The organism is Aureivirga sp. CE67 (assembly GCF_015767245.1).
Classification (GTDB): Bacteria; Bacteroidota; Bacteroidia; order Flavobacteriales; family Flavobacteriaceae; genus Aureivirga.
Genome location: NZ_JADOTV010000004.1, coordinates 35641 through 49668, shown reverse-complemented (window position 1 = coordinate 49668; position 14028 = coordinate 35641). Strand labels below are relative to the sequence as shown.

Annotated in this window: 14 protein-coding genes; 7 read left to right on the top strand and 7 right to left on the bottom strand. The window is 29.5% G+C overall.

Features of this window, described 5'->3' with window-relative positions:
• Nucleotides 1-85 precede the first annotated feature (85 nt).
• A complete protein-coding gene (locus tag I0K12_RS07265) occupies nt 86-859 on the top strand; it encodes a hypothetical protein (RefSeq protein WP_196886631.1) in 774 nt (257 codons plus the stop codon).
• A 65-nt stretch (nt 860-924) separates the two neighbouring features.
• Here I0K12_RS07265 and I0K12_RS07260 read toward each other — a convergent pair whose 3' ends face one another.
• A complete protein-coding gene (locus I0K12_RS07260; RefSeq protein WP_196886629.1) occupies nt 925-1767 on the bottom strand; it encodes an ABC transporter six-transmembrane domain-containing protein in 843 nt (280 codons plus the stop codon).
• Nucleotides 1768-1841: 74 nt separating this feature from the next.
• Nucleotides 1842-2351: an outer membrane beta-barrel protein gene (locus tag I0K12_RS07255; RefSeq protein ID WP_196886628.1), complete on the bottom strand. Its 510-nt coding sequence runs from the start codon at nt 2349-2351 to the stop codon at nt 1842-1844.
• A gap of 596 nt (nt 2352-2947) precedes the next feature.
• Here I0K12_RS07255 and I0K12_RS07250 point away from each other — a divergent pair.
• Together I0K12_RS07250 and I0K12_RS07245 are read left to right on the top strand one after the other, a co-directional pair.
• The gene (locus tag I0K12_RS07250) at nt 2948-4165 is read left to right on the top strand and encodes a B12-binding domain-containing radical SAM protein (RefSeq protein ID WP_196886626.1); all 1218 of its coding nucleotides are present in this window, start codon (nt 2948-2950) and stop codon (nt 4163-4165) included.
• 11 nt (nt 4166-4176) lie between these two features.
• Nucleotides 4177-4356, top strand: a complete 180-nt coding sequence (locus I0K12_RS07245) for a hypothetical protein (protein WP_196886624.1) — start codon at nt 4177-4179, stop codon at nt 4354-4356.
• A gap of 99 nt (nt 4357-4455) precedes the next feature.
• Here I0K12_RS07245 and I0K12_RS07240 read toward each other — a convergent pair whose 3' ends face one another.
• The gene (locus I0K12_RS07240; RefSeq protein WP_196886622.1) at nt 4456-6102 is read right to left on the bottom strand and encodes a SulP family inorganic anion transporter; all 1647 of its coding nucleotides are present in this window, start codon (nt 6100-6102) and stop codon (nt 4456-4458) included.
• A gap of 390 nt (nt 6103-6492) precedes the next feature.
• On the opposite strand from I0K12_RS07240, the gene I0K12_RS07235 reads away from it, so the two are divergent.
• The 3 genes from I0K12_RS07235 (at nt 6493) to I0K12_RS07225 (ending at nt 8536) form a co-directional block, all read left to right on the top strand.
• Nucleotides 6493-7056, top strand: coding sequence for a Crp/Fnr family transcriptional regulator (locus I0K12_RS07235; RefSeq protein ID WP_196886620.1), 564 nt, complete (start codon nt 6493-6495; stop codon nt 7054-7056).
• Between the two features lie 100 nt (nt 7057-7156).
• The gene (locus I0K12_RS07230; RefSeq protein ID WP_196886618.1) at nt 7157-7777 is read left to right on the top strand and encodes a hypothetical protein; all 621 of its coding nucleotides are present in this window, start codon (nt 7157-7159) and stop codon (nt 7775-7777) included.
• Nucleotides 7778-7807: 30 nt separating this feature from the next.
• Nucleotides 7808-8536: an acyloxyacyl hydrolase gene (locus I0K12_RS07225; protein ID WP_196886616.1), complete on the top strand. Its 729-nt coding sequence runs from the start codon at nt 7808-7810 to the stop codon at nt 8534-8536.
• A 107-nt stretch (nt 8537-8643) separates the two neighbouring features.
• Here the strand turns inward: I0K12_RS07225 and I0K12_RS07220 are convergent, their stop codons facing one another.
• From I0K12_RS07220 to I0K12_RS07210, 3 genes are read right to left on the bottom strand one after another with little or no spacing between them, the layout of a single operon-like run.
• Nucleotides 8644-9714: a mannose-1-phosphate guanylyltransferase gene (locus I0K12_RS07220; protein ID WP_196886615.1), complete on the bottom strand. Its 1071-nt coding sequence runs from the start codon at nt 9712-9714 to the stop codon at nt 8644-8646.
• A 46-nt stretch (nt 9715-9760) separates the two neighbouring features.
• On the bottom strand, nt 9761-10357 hold the full coding sequence (locus I0K12_RS07215; RefSeq protein WP_196886614.1) for a SprT-like domain-containing protein: 597 nt from the start codon (nt 10355-10357) through the stop codon (nt 9761-9763).
• A gap of 2 nt (nt 10358-10359) precedes the next feature.
• The gene (locus I0K12_RS07210) at nt 10360-11040 is read right to left on the bottom strand and encodes an SDR family NAD(P)-dependent oxidoreductase (protein WP_196886613.1); all 681 of its coding nucleotides are present in this window, start codon (nt 11038-11040) and stop codon (nt 10360-10362) included.
• Between the two features lie 168 nt (nt 11041-11208).
• Here I0K12_RS07210 and I0K12_RS07205 point away from each other — a divergent pair, with 168 nt between their 5' ends.
• A complete protein-coding gene (locus tag I0K12_RS07205) occupies nt 11209-11940 on the top strand; it encodes a tyrosine-protein phosphatase (protein ID WP_196886612.1) in 732 nt (243 codons plus the stop codon).
• Nucleotides 11941-12278: 338 nt separating this feature from the next.
• Here I0K12_RS07205 and pafA read toward each other — a convergent pair whose 3' ends face one another.
• Nucleotides 12279-13928 (bottom strand): alkaline phosphatase PafA, encoded by a 1650-nt coding sequence (pafA, locus tag I0K12_RS07200; protein WP_196886611.1) that lies wholly within the window; start codon nt 13926-13928, stop codon nt 12279-12281.
• Between the last annotated feature and the right edge of the window lie 100 nt (nt 13929-14028).

The following is a 14028-nucleotide window of genomic DNA, read 5'->3' as shown; positions in this document are numbered from 1 at the left end:
TAAATGTAAATCATTATTATTTTTTTAACATTTTTTAACTAAATTTACCTAAAATTATTTCAAAAAATCTTAAAAATGATAAATTATGAAAAACCATTTACTTTTCTCAATGGCGCTAGCCGCATCTTTTAATTTTTCAACATCGTTCGGACAAGTGTCTCCTGGTACAATGAAAAATATTCAATCACAACAATTAACTTTTAATGAAACAGGGAGCGCTAGAGCTGTTCAAGAAATTACACGTTCAAAAGAATTAAATCCATTTCTAAAAAAAAATTGGTCCATTGGTCACATTGAAATTGATGATAACACAATTATCTCTAAAGATCGTATGCATTATAATCTTGAAAACGGAACAATCAATCTAGTTAGCTATGACGACGACAATGAAGAGGTTGATGGTATGTTTTACCAACTAGATAACTCAACAATTAGAGGTTTTAGAATTTTTGATTCAAAAAATAATACCCCAAGAGATTTTCTAAAAATAGATAAGTCTTATTTTGAAAAACCAAATAGTATTAATGCTGTATTTTTTGAAACTTTTGAACCAAATGTAGAAAAGCCTAAACTTGTAAAGGAAATATATAAAGTCAAAACTACAATTAAAAAAAGCGCTGCAAGAGGTTACTCAGGAGCAAGACCCGCTGAAAGTGGAGTTGTATTAAAGAAATATGTAAAATATTATGTGCTACACAATGAAAAGTATGTTAGAACAAAACTTTCAAATTCTAAAATTTTAAAACTTTATTCTGATAAAAAAAATAGTTTAAAAAAATATATTAAAGAGAACAAATTAAACTGTAAAAAACCTTTAGATGCAATAGCAGTCCTTAATTACTATTATAGCTTGAAATAAAATTAAAGTACTAAGACATAAATAATCAAAACGCTGTTTTCTCATAAAAACAGCGTTTAATATTTTTAGACTTTTTGTATTCTACTACTTATTTCTTTTAACCTAATTAATTGTTGAAAAACAAAAGGTAACATATAAATACCAGTAGAAAACTCAATCACATAGGTGACAATAGAAAAAATCCCTCCTGCTGTTGCAGTCATAGTTCCAGCTGCGATATATAAACTAAAAATTACTAAACCGAATAAAATGACTTCAATAATTCCAAAATTCAATGTTTCTAAATCTGAAAGTTTCACAAGCCATTTCGAGATATTATTAAAATGATTGTAGGTATTTGTCGTTTTTTTACTTTCTAAAATATTAATTCGATGCTCAAGTTCATCATTTAAACCTAAATTGTATTTATAAATCGTGTTATTACTAAAACTATAAATCAGAAATATTAAGAAAATCACCCCTATAGAAATCCAAAAAATTGACCAACTAAAAAATGTCAACATAAAAAGCGCTCCAACAACACTGATAACAGAAGAAAATATCTGAGTTACATCGTGTTCAAAAAAATCAACTAGTTCTTTCACCAAAGAACTTCTTGCAGAAATAGACGAAACTGAAACGTTATTTTCATGTTGTTTCTCAGCTATTTCTGTTGCAATATTTGTATAAATAAAAGTGTAAGCTCTAGTATCGTAATATCTTCGTATGACACCTGTAATAAAACTCAAACCATATAAAAGGCAGAACAACAATATTCCATTATTTTTCTTTTGGATCAAATCATTAATTGCAATTCCTAAAACAAATGGTTGAATAATTTTTAAAATATTTTCTGTTGTTAAAAGAAAAAAAGTAATCGAAATCTTCCACTTATATCTTTTAAAAATTGATTTTATTGAATAACTCATAATATTATACCTTTAAAAACATAGAAGATCTAAGATGTAGCTACACCTTAGATCTTAAAAAATTATAAAAACTGTTATAATGAAAACTCAACTCCTAAATTCATAGATTTCCAAGTTCCTCCTTTGACATTTAAACCAGTATATGAAGCATTCAAACCAACAAATTCAGTTAGTTTCAAACCTAATCTTGGTCTGTAATACAGTCCGTTTTTCACATCTTTACCAATTCCAATAGCATAGCCCAAATCTGTTCCTATATAAACATTGTCCAAAAGATTATATCTAAATACACCAGCCAAAGAAATATATTTTGCATCTGAATATTTAAACTTTTTAGTTTGTGACTCTTCTATATAATCGACTTCTTTCCCTTTGAAAAAAGATATACCTGATACAAATCCTACTTCAAACCTATCAGAAGCTTCAATTAAATATCCCAAATCAACTCCAAATCCAACTTTCGAAACATCACTTGTATTTCCTAAAGGAATAGCTCCAGAAATTCCAACAATTTTCTTATGATCTTGAGCAAAAGCCGATAAACTCATCATTAATGTCAATGTAATAATCACTAATTTTTTCATACCTCAAAGTTTTAATTAATTGATACAGCAAAGCTCTTACATTACACATTAAAGACTTTTGACTTAAATCAAAATCACATCTCATTTCCTGCTTTTTGATTTAGGTCAAAAAAGCTCATTTTCGTGAAAATTCAACTCAAAAAACCATTTTTTGATTTAAATCAAAGAAATAAAGCCTCAAAACAAAGAATTTTGTCATGTAGGTTTAAAGAACGATTTACAAAACCGAGTACCTTTCTCATTCGTATTCCTTTAAAACTTCTTTATCCTACATTATTAACTAAAAGTTAAAGGTGATTAGAATACTATTTTTAATGATTAATTTTGGTAGAGGTAATTTATATTTTATGCTTTCCCCATTATTTCTACAATAGAACTCAATTAGACTTTTTTGTCAAAACAAAGAGTTTTATCTGATGTTTATTAATGGTGTAGGAATAATTTTTCAGCATAGCCTTAGCTATGGTTAAAAATTTTTACAAACCAGTAATGAACATGCTTAAAACGAATTTTGAATTAAAAAGTTTAAATGAGTTCATAATCTAAAATAGTATTCGAAAACCCTTTTTCAATTCTTTTAATTTTAAAACCTAAGAATGATGAAAGTATATTTGATTAAAGCTTCTGCTGGTAGCGAATACTCTAAGTATAAAGCTGAAACTGGTGGACCACCACAAAATATTTTTTCAGCTGCTGCAACAACACCAGATTATGTAGAAATTGAAATGTGTGATGAAACTATTGGAATGAAAACAGATTTTGATTCTACAGCAGATATTGTTGCTATTTTTATGTCCACTCCGGATGCTTATCGTGCATATGAAATTGCTGAAAAGTTTAGCAAAAAAGGAAAAACTATTGTTTTAGGTGGATTACACACGCATTTTATGCCTGAAGAAGCAAAAGAATATGCGGATACAATTCTTATTGGTGAAATTGAAGGAATTTGGGAAGAATTATTAGAAGATTATTGTAATGGATTTCTAAAAAAATCTTATCAGAGAAAAACAGCTTTCGATTTGAAAGATCTTAAGCCCTACCCTACTCATATCCTGACTCCTGAAAAGTATGATTACACATGGTCTGTTGTTGTTTCACGAGGTTGCCCTTTTAAATGTGATTTTTGTTTGGTACACAAATTTTTCAAAAAATTTCAACTAAGACCTATTGATGCTATTGTAAATGAAGTTAGAGCTCTAAAAGAACTTGGTGTTGAATGGGTAGAGCTTCATTCTGATAATTTGACACAAAATAAAGAATATACAATCGAACTTTTTGAAGCATTAGCTCCTCTGAATATGAATTTCTTTGGAGAAACAACAATAATGATTGCACGTGACGAAAAATTACTTGCAGCAGCACAAAAAGCTGGAGTAAAATCACTTCTTTTTGGTATCGAAACTCCTTCTGAAACTGCTTTAAAAGAACAAGGAAAAGCTTTCGTAAAGCCAAATAAAATTAAAGAATACGTACAAATAATTAAAAGTTACGGAATTGAAGTAGTTGGTGATTTTCTTTTTGGTTTTGATGCGCATGACACGAATATCTTTCAAGAAACTCTTGATTTTGTAAAAGATATTGAAGTGGATAAAGCTTATCCACATTTAATGATTCCTTTCCCTGGTTCGGAGACTTTCGAAAGATTGGATAAAGAAAATAGAATCATTACAAAAGATTGGTCACTTTATGAAGGGAGTCATGCTGTTTTTCAGCCTAAGCAAATGACTCCAAAAGAATTGGAAGATGGACTTTGGTGGTTTTGGTATGAAAACCTTGGTATTTTAGAGAGAATAAAATATATGTTTAACAATTAAAAAAGAAAAAGATGAGTATTTGGTTTTATGTTGGAATAGGTTTAATTCTTTGGCAACTTTACGATTTATATATTGGTGTAACGTGGACATTCAGACCAATTTATAGAAAATATGAACCTATCACTTATTGGCTGGTAACTATTATTTGGATTATAATTGCTATTGCAACATTAATTTCAGGTATGTATTAAAAGATTTTTCATAGATAAATTATATTTCGAATTAACATGAAAAAAGTCTAGCATTAAAAACTCTAGACTTTTTATTTTTTATACAAAGGATCTTATTTTCTATTCCTTTTTTTGACTTTTCTCTAAAACATTAGAAACGTGAATCGCACAATCCTCAATGTTCTTAAAAATATGCCCAGTTCCAATCAATTCTGGTACAACTTTTAAAGCTTTCAACATCGAAAGTGGTTGCCCTTTTACTCCTGTCAGATAAACTTCAATTCCTCTTCTTTCTAAATCTAAAATAGAATCTTCCAAAGCATACAATCCTGTTTGATCTATATATGGAACTCGCTCAAAACGAATAATTACAATTTTTACATCAGGCAGATTTTTAATCATTTTTTGAAATTCTGAAGAAATACCGAAGAATAAAAAACCATATAAATGCTTCACATAAACTGCATCTTCTGGGATATCTTTAAACAAATCTTTTTCATCCATCCAAGGCATTTCTTTTTTGAAGTTTTCCAAACTTGTAACTTCGGTTTTTGCGACTCCAATCTCCTCTGCTTGACGCATAAATAATAAAGATGACAACACTACACCTACGACAATTGCTTCTACCAATCCCATGAAAACAGCAAGAATCAATACCAAAATCAAAACAAAAGCTTCTGCTCTTGGCACATGTCTTAAATGTCTTAAACCTTTATAATCTATCACTCCGATACCTACTGTAAATAAAATACCTGCCAATACAGATTTAGGAATAAACGAAACATATTCTCCAAAAATCAAAAGAATTAACAACAAAACAATTGCATGAACAACTCCTGAAAGTCTTGTTGTTCCTCCAGAATTTATATTTACAACTGTACGAATCGTAGCTCCAGCTCCTGGCAATCCTCCGAAAATTCCTGAAATAGCATTTCCGATTCCCTGCCCGATTAATTCTCGTTTACTGTTATGTTTTGTTTTGGTAATATTATCTGCAATTACTGAAGTCAACAAAGAATCAATGGCTCCAAGTGCTGCTAACATTCCTCCATATTCTAGTACTAGAAGAATCGTTTCTTTATTTAAAGGCGGAATCTGTGTTAATTGTGGTGTTGGAATATGAGATTCGATAGAATTAATAAATAAAACTCGATCTTTAAAAGGTAAAAAATAAACTATTGCAGAAACTACAATCAAAGCAACTAATGTACTAGGAACTGCTTTCGTTATTTTCGGAAAAAGATAAATCACAGCAATAGTTGCAATTCCTATCCCAAGTTCATAAATATCTAAAGTATCAAATAATGTGGGAAATTCCAGAACTTGATTCAAAGCTCCTGCTGGTGATTTTAGTCCAGAAATCGGGTAAATTTGACCTAAAATAATCAAAACTCCAATTGCTGTCATAAACCCAGAAAGTGCGGGATACGGAATGTATTTCACATACTTTCCGATTCCGAATACTCCCATTAAAATCTGAATAATCCCCGCTACAAAAAATGTAAAAAGTGTTAATAAAATTCCTCCTTCCATCGCACTAAAAGTTGCAATTAGTACAATGGCTAAAGAAGTCATTGGTGCTGTTGGCCCACTAATTTGTGTTGCTGTTCCTCCTAAAAGTGCAGCAAAAAAACCAATCATTAATGCTCCAATTAATCCTGCTTGTGGTCCTAATCCTGATTGCTCTCCAAAAGCTAGAGCAAGAGGCATCGCAACAATCCCTGCTGTAATTCCTCCAAATAAGTTTCCTCTCAAATCCTTCAACATCGCCTACCTATTTAATTTTAACAAAAAAACCACTAATAAAACAACTAATTTTATTAGCAATAAGTTACAAAAATTAGCATTTTATTTTAGTATCCCAATGATATTTATCATAAAACCAAAGCTTTAATAAGATTTAAAACTTTACTTTAAGTATTTTCAAAAATTTAGAATAAGTAGAGGTTTTACTGTTTTCTTTTTAGATTTTTTTAAATGTTAATTCGTTGTTGTCTTTTTAGTCTGTACGCTATTTTGAGATATATTTGCGAAAATTAAAACAAAACGGAACAAAAATAATTTTTCTTTGTTTTAACATTTTTTCAGAATCTCAAACTCAAAAAAGAATATTTTTCTGGGTTTATAATTTAAAATTTGACAGATAAAATTTACTATATGATAACTTTAAGTGATTATATAAAAGAACACTACGACAAACGATTTGATCAAGACAAAATTCCATTTGACATTGTACAAAAAACAGTAAAAAAAGGAACAATCATTTATCCGTATAGTAAGATTGGTGATAAAATTTATTTCTTAAACCAAGGAATTATTGAAACTTCTATAGGTTTTGGTGAAATTGAAAAAACTTTGAGTTTCATCTTCAAAGGAAACTTCTTCTGTTCTTTTGCTTCAATATTAACAAAAACTCCTTCAGAGATTCAAGGAACTGCGATTACTGACTGTGTTTATGAAGAATTAAATTATTCCGATTATCAAAAAATCTGTGAGAGATCTATTTTAGCTAATAAAATTGGCCGAAAAGAAGTGGAAAATTATTATGTAAAAAAATACAATCGCGAACGAGATTTACTTTTAAAATCTAAAGAAGAAATGTACTTAGAAATGGTAAAAAGCAATCCAGAAATTTTAAAAAACATTCCTTTAAACAAGATTGCAAACTATTTCAATATTCGTCCAGAAACATTAAGTAGAATCCGAAAAAAGATCGTTTAATCTAGGGTTTTTAATGAAAAAGCCGATTACTTGACTTCAGGTCAATTTTTATTTCCTTTTCATTTTCTTCTTTTGCCAAAGAACAAAACGAAGAAATTAAATGAAATTAAAAAGACTTAAAACCAAACAATCTATTCTTACGAGTTTTTGTACAATCATACTTCTATTTTCTTTCACAGATAGTTCTGCGCAAATCTTGAAAAAATTTCGTCTTGGAGTAGATTTTGGTTTAATATTTCCACATGGAAAAACAGATGTAATCGTTGGAAGTGAAATAAAATATACTATTTCTGACAAATTGAAAATCGGTGCGAGAATTGAAGGTGCTGGTTTAGCTAAAAAAATTAAAAATGCAGAAGGAAATTATATTACAGGAAGTTCTAGGTTGAACTTAAACTACACCGCAACTGCACAATATTATCTTTTTGAAACCGAAAAGCTTTTTCCTTTTATAGAAGCTGGTTTTGGTTATTATGAGCTTGCAGATATTTCTTCTGATATCGTAAATAATTATTCCAGAGATATTATTTGGGAAGACAAGCCTTTTTCTTTTGACCCTACTTGGGGAGGAATGCTAAAAACAGGAATTGAATATGATCAAGTTCGCTTGAGTTTTAGTTACCATTTTATGCCAAATTCGAAAGTGGTTATCAACGCAATTGATCAAAATATTTCGAATAATTACTTCACATTTTCTATCGGATATTTTATTGGTAAATAATTTATCAGCAAAAATTTAAACTAAAAAAACATGAATTTATTTCAAAAATATAAAATTCAAAACCTTCTGATTTTCGCTTTGATTTTACTTACAAATACAAAAGTATTTTCACAAAAAACAGATTCAAAGGTAATAGCTTATAAAGAAGCAAAAGAATGGCCAGAAATTCCTGGTTTACATCATGGCGGAGGAATTACATTAACAAATGAAAAAATATTTCTTCGTGTTGCTGGAGCAGCTACTGTTTCCTATATTTTGGCAAAATTTGTTTTCAAATCTGAAAAACAAGGAGATTATTGGCAAGTAAGGGGAAGTTACGCTATTGGGGAATATAAAACGGTTATAAAAGAACATTTTGGAGTAGAAAGAAGAATTTCTCCATGGTTTGCAGTAGCGCTAGAAGTAAGTTTCCAACAATGGTTTGATGAAAGAAATTATTTAAGCAAAACACAAAAAACAGGATTTGGAGTGGGTTTACAACCTTATTTCAGATGGCATATTTTTGGTAAAAAACGTTTGAGTCCTTATTTGGAATATGGAACAGGTTTTTATCAAGGGTTTTCAAAATTTCCACATAATGGAACAAATTTCACCTTTACACATTCTAGTCATTTAGGATTGGAGTACACTTCAAAAAAAGGAAGTAAATGGCGATTAAGTTATGGACAATTTCACCAATCGAACAACGACTGGTGGGAGAAAAATCCTTCATATAATGCAAATGGTTTCAACCTAACTTATTCTTGGAAAATAAAGTAATTCTCTTTTAAGAATCATATAAAAGAGTTTTTTGCATTTAAGTTTGTTTATGAAAAAACCCAAGATTATTACAATCTCGGGTTTTTGTTTTTTTTATGTAAAATATTTTAGTTCAAAGGAAACTTCTCGTTTACCTCAGCACTAATATTTTTAATTTCTTGCTCTTTATCTTTCGGACAAATTAAGATTGTATCCTTATCTTCAACAACGATAAAATCTTCTAAACCACAAACTACAATTCGCTTTTCTCCAGAAGATCGAATGATATTTTTCTTCGAATCAATACAAACTGTCTTATCTCCTACTACAGCATTTTCTTGCGAATCTTTTGGTAATTTATTGTAAATAGACCCCCAAGTTCCAAGATCATTCCATCCGAAATCAACTGGTAAAACATACACATTTTGTGCTTTTTCCATGATTCCGAAATCAATAGAAATATTTTCTGCTAAAGGATAGTTTTCTTCAATAAAAGTAGTTTCATTTTCTGTATTATAAGCTTCATTTCCTTTTGCAAAAAGTGCTGACATTTCTGGTAAAAACTTCTCAAAAGAGTTTAGAATATGTGCTGCACTCCAGATGAAAATTCCTGCATTCCAAAGATATTCACCACTTGCTAAAAATTCTTTTGCTTTTTCTAGATTTGGCTTTTCTGTAAATTGTTTTACTTTCTTTATTTCTGCCTCCTCTTCGTTAAATTGAATATAACCATATCCTGTGTTTGGATAGGAAGGTTGGATTCCTAAAGTCATCAAAATATCCGATTTTTCAGTAGCTTTAAAAGAAGTTTCAATTGATTTAATAAAAGTATCTTCATCTTCAATCCAATGATCTGAAGGAGCAACTAACATTACAGCATCTTGGTTTTTAGCATAAACCTTCTTTGCTGCATACAAAATACATGGTGCCGTATTTCGCATTGTTGGCTCTAAAATCAATTGTGTTTCGTCTATTTTTGGCAACTGCTCAAGAACTAAATCTTTGTACTCCTCATTTGTTGAAATCAAAATATTTTCTGCTGGGATCAACTTTTCCAATCTCGAAAAAGTCTTCTGAATCAACGTCTCTCCTGTTCCTAACATATCGTGGAATTGTTTTGGAAACTTTTTTGTACTCACTGGCCAAAATCGTGAACCAATTCCACCTGCCATAATAATAGCGTAATAGTTACTTTGCATATCGTTGTATTTTATCTTCAATTTTATAAAAAAACTTACAAAAAGCTTATTTTATAAACTCTACTTCTACTAATGGATTAAATAAAAATCGCTTTTGCGTCTGAATTTCTAAACATACTAGTCGTTTTCTTTTTTTATTCTCTACAATAAAATTTCGATTTTGATAAAGAAATTCACTTCCAAACGAAAGCTCAAAGATAAAATTCTTTTCGGAGTTTTTAGTTTTATTCTTTAAAGCTAAAGATAAATTAATATCAGAGTCTGTACTCGCCTTCGGATTTTTAAGATAATTGGCCAAAGGAGAAAGAATTGTATCTGGATAAATCTCTGGTTTTAAAAAAGGAAGCATCAAATGTTGAAAAGTTTGTTTCCACTCTTTTCCGTGTGGTTTTACATTTTTATAATTTAAAAACACCACAAAATGCGCAATTTCATGAACCAAAGTAAGAAGAAATTGATATTTATTTAAACTATTGTTAATCGTGATTTTTACTTTTCCATTTGGCATTCTCCGAAAATCACCATGACGTGTTTTTCGTTGTTTCACAATTTCAATAGAAATAGGGTACTTTTTCAAAAGATTTTTTATTTCTGAAAAAGCACCCTCTGGTATAAATTCTTTTAAAACTTCAATATTTTCCAAAGCTATGGCGTTGAAGCTGAAACTTGTAAAACTTTCCCATTATAGAATTTTCCACTATTTTCTGCAAAATTCTTGATATAAGTTGCCATTTCTAAAGCATTTACTGGCGCTTGATATCCTGGAAAAGCTTCTTCTAACATTTCTGTCTGTACAGCTCCTAAAGCTAAAACATTAAATGAAATTCCTGAATCTTTGTATTCTTCTGCTAAAAGTTCTGTCAAAGTAATTACTGCTCCTTTAGCTGAACTATAAGCTGCCAATCCTGGGAATTTCATACTTCCTTGAATTCCTCCCATACTACTGATATTCACTACATGACTTCCTTCTTTCATAAAAGGAATCATCAATTGTGTCATTTTAGCAACTCCAAAAACATTTACTTGATACACTTTTAAGAAATCTTCTTGTGTAATTTCTAAAAATGGTTTGTTTACCAAACTTCCAGCATTATTTACTAGAATATCTACTTTTTCCCAATTGTTTTGGATATAATCATGAACTGTGTGAATATCTGCTTCATTTGTCAGATCTACAGAAATTGCTTGTATATTTTCGTTTTCTAATTTTTCTATTGGAGAAATATTTCTTGACAAAGCCAAAACTTTGTTTCCTTCTGCTGCAAATAACTGAATTAGCTCAAAACCAATTCCTCTACTCGCTCCTGTAACTACTATATTTTTCATTTTTTTGTTCTAAAATTGAATTTGCAATCTAACTTTTTTTTAAAAATCTCAATCTATTTTTTTCAAAAATTACTACGAAAGAAATAGCTTTTCCAATTTAATACAATTTTTTCTCAAAAAGTGCATTTTATTAATTAGTTTCGCTTCGTTTTTAAATTTTTAGACAAAATGTGGTTTTTAAATAAAGAATTAGATCCAAAAGATTTTTTCCCAAATGAGTATGTTGATATTCACTCTCATTTGTTACCAGGTATAGATGATGGCGCAAAGGACATGGAAGATTCCTTAAATTTAATTGAAAAAATGGCTTCTTATGGAATTAAAAACATCATTACAACACCACATATTTTAGGAGATGTTTGGAAGAATAATCCGGATATTATTCTGAGAAAATTAAAAGAAGTACAACAAGAATTGATCCATAATAATATCGATGTAAAAATTCGAGCTGCGGCTGAATACATGTTAGATGATCAGTTTTTAGAACTTTTAGACAAAAAAGAAATTTTGACGCTGAAAGATAATTATATTTTGGTGGAGCTTTCTTATATGAATCCTCCTATTAATCTTTTAGATATTATTTTTGAAATAAAAATGGCTGGTTATATTCCTGTTTTAGCACATCCTGAACGATATGCTTATTATCATGACAACTATGGAATGTATATAAAATTAAAACAGCTTGGATGTAAATTTCAATTGAATTTACTTTCACTAACACCACAATATGGTTCTAATGTAACAATCACTGCAAAGAAACTTTTAAAAGAAGGAATGTACAATTTTGCAGGAACAGATACACATCATAAAGGTCATTTGGAATTACTTAAAAAAGTAGCGACAAAGAAAAACGCAAAACACTTGATTCCTCTTCTAGAGAACAATAAATTTTTCCTTTAAAATCTAATTTTAAACTCATTTACGAGAAATTTATTGACCTATTTTTAAAATTGTAAAAATCAAGAATTTTGAAAAAAATAGATGAAAAGCTGTTTGAGCGACAGCGAGTTTTTTCGTCTTTTTCAAATTTCGTAGATTTTTGATTTTAAAAATAAAGTCTTGATTTTTTTGGTTCGTTTTTTTATCAAGAACAAATCGAAGTATGAGATTCACGAATTCCAAATTAAAAAATATAAAAGAAATGAGTAAAATGAATAAACTAAATATGAAAACAAAAAATAATTCATAAAAAAAGCTGTCAATTACGACAGCTTTTTTGTTTTATATCAATTCTTATATTATTCTAAAACTTCAGAAATTGGTTGTCCCGTATTTCCATTTGGATATTCCACTCCGATTAATGTAGAAATTGTTGGAGCAATATCAATAATTGGATAATAATTCATAGAAGTTCCTTGGTTAATACCTACTCCGTAGAAAATCATTGGAACGTGTGTATCATAACTATAACCTGATCCATGTGTAGATCCGTGTTTTGGATAGCTAATTGTTGCTGGAGTTGGAACAAATAAAATATCTCCAGAAAACTTTTGATTATATCCTTTTTGTAATAAATCTAAAATTCCATAATCAAAACTAGAACTTTGTAAAGCTTGTGCAGTCACTGATTTATAAACTCCTTTGAAGTTGATAATTTCATCAGCAATTACTTGTTGTACATAAGCTTTGTTTAATTTTAATTCTCTTACTTCTTCAGCATTTAAGAAAATCTGGAAATTAGAAATATTCTCTACTATTTCTCTTGATCCAAAATAATTCTCCGTGATATCGTTTACATAATTTGCAAAAACTTCATCATCAAAATATCCTCCAGGAATTTTTAAAGAATTTAAGTAAGAAGGAACTTGCACCGCAGCATGATCCGCAGTTAAGAATAAAGTATAATTTCCTTTTCCTACTTCTTTATCTAAGAAATTAAAAAATTCTTCTAAATCTTTATCCAAACGAATGTAAGTATCTTCAATCTCTTTTGAATCTACACCAAACTGATGTCCAACATAATCTGTACTAGAAAAACTCACTGCTAAGAAATCTACAAATTCGCTTTTTCCTAAATTCTCTCCAAGAATCGCAGCTTCTGCAAAGTTTTTAGTCATAGTATTTCCAGCAGGAATTGCTTTTATCAGACTATAATTTTTGTTTGTCTTTCTTAAATTAGGAACATCATGTGGAAAAGTTGGTTTTTCTTCTCCTTTAAATTTTCTTTCATAAGGATTATCATCTGCAATACTTTCTGTGTAAGTTTCAATTGGATAATAAGTTTCCCAAGGTTTGCTCATTAATTTATCCACATCTCCTGAAGTATTGTATTTCGCTACCCAAGAAGGAAGCTTATCCATATAAAAAGTACTTGTTACCCATTTCCCTTGATCTCCACCATCAAACCAGAAAGCTCCGTTTGCTGTGTGTCCCCCAGGTAAAATCGCCGAACGATCTTTAATAGCAACACTAATTACTTTTCCATTATTATTTTGTCCTAAATGAACTTGATCCGTAACAGTTGTAGTTTGTAATCTGTGAGGAGATTTTTTCCCTTCGTCAGAATTTGTTCCAACTGTATTATAGTTTGAATCATCTACACAATAAATACCTTCTTTAGCATATTTATCATACCAAGAATTAGAAATAATTCCATGATTTGTAGGTGTCGTTCCAGCATAAATTGACGTATGTCCAACTGCCGTATATGTCGGAATGTAGTTATAATGTGCATTTTTCATGTTGAAACCATCATTCATGATTCTTTTAAAACCACCTTCTCCATATTTACTGTAGAAGCGAGTTAAATAATCATAACGCATTTGATCTACAACAATTCCAACAACCAATTTTGGTTTATTCTCATGATTTTTTGCAGTAGTTTGCTCATTTACTTGTGCTTGTGTTAAAAAAAGCCCTGCAAAAAATAAAAATAAAAACTTTCTCATGATAAAATCTTAAATTTATAATGGTCAAAATTACTACTTTTTGTTTCTTAAAAGTTTAATTTTTAATATAAAATGCCGTATTTTACCATTTATTAATATT

Bases quoted from the DNA above. Each gene is read 5' to 3' on its own strand.
- I0K12_RS07245 (WP_196886624.1), top strand. From the start codon at position 4,177: ATGAGTATTTGGTTTTATGTTGGAATAGGTTTAATTCTTTGGCAACTT.
- I0K12_RS07220 (WP_196886615.1), bottom strand. From the start codon at position 9,714: ATGCAAAGTAACTATTACGCTATTATTATGGCAGGTGGAATTGGTTCA.
- I0K12_RS07260 (WP_196886629.1), bottom strand. From the start codon at position 1,767: ATGAGTTATTCAATAAAATCAATTTTTAAAAGATATAAGTGGAAGATT.
- I0K12_RS07235 (WP_196886620.1), top strand. From the start codon at position 6,493: ATGATAACTTTAAGTGATTATATAAAAGAACACTACGACAAACGATTT.
- I0K12_RS07240 (WP_196886622.1), bottom strand. From the start codon at position 6,102: ATGTTGAAGGATTTGAGAGGAAACTTATTTGGAGGAATTACAGCAGGG.
- I0K12_RS07230 (WP_196886618.1), top strand. From the start codon at position 7,157: ATGAAATTAAAAAGACTTAAAACCAAACAATCTATTCTTACGAGTTTT.
- I0K12_RS07255 (WP_196886628.1), bottom strand. From the start codon at position 2,351: ATGAAAAAATTAGTGATTATTACATTGACATTAATGATGAGTTTATCG.
- I0K12_RS07210 (WP_196886613.1), bottom strand. From the start codon at position 11,040: ATGAAAAATATAGTAGTTACAGGAGCGAGTAGAGGAATTGGTTTTGAG.
- I0K12_RS07205 (WP_196886612.1), top strand. From the start codon at position 11,209: ATGTGGTTTTTAAATAAAGAATTAGATCCAAAAGATTTTTTCCCAAAT.
- I0K12_RS07225 (WP_196886616.1), top strand. From the start codon at position 7,808: ATGAATTTATTTCAAAAATATAAAATTCAAAACCTTCTGATTTTCGCT.
- I0K12_RS07265 (WP_196886631.1), top strand. From the start codon at position 86: ATGAAAAACCATTTACTTTTCTCAATGGCGCTAGCCGCATCTTTTAAT.
- I0K12_RS07250 (WP_196886626.1), top strand. From the start codon at position 2,948: ATGATGAAAGTATATTTGATTAAAGCTTCTGCTGGTAGCGAATACTCT.
- pafA (WP_196886611.1), bottom strand. From the start codon at position 13,928: ATGAGAAAGTTTTTATTTTTATTTTTTGCAGGGCTTTTTTTAACACAA.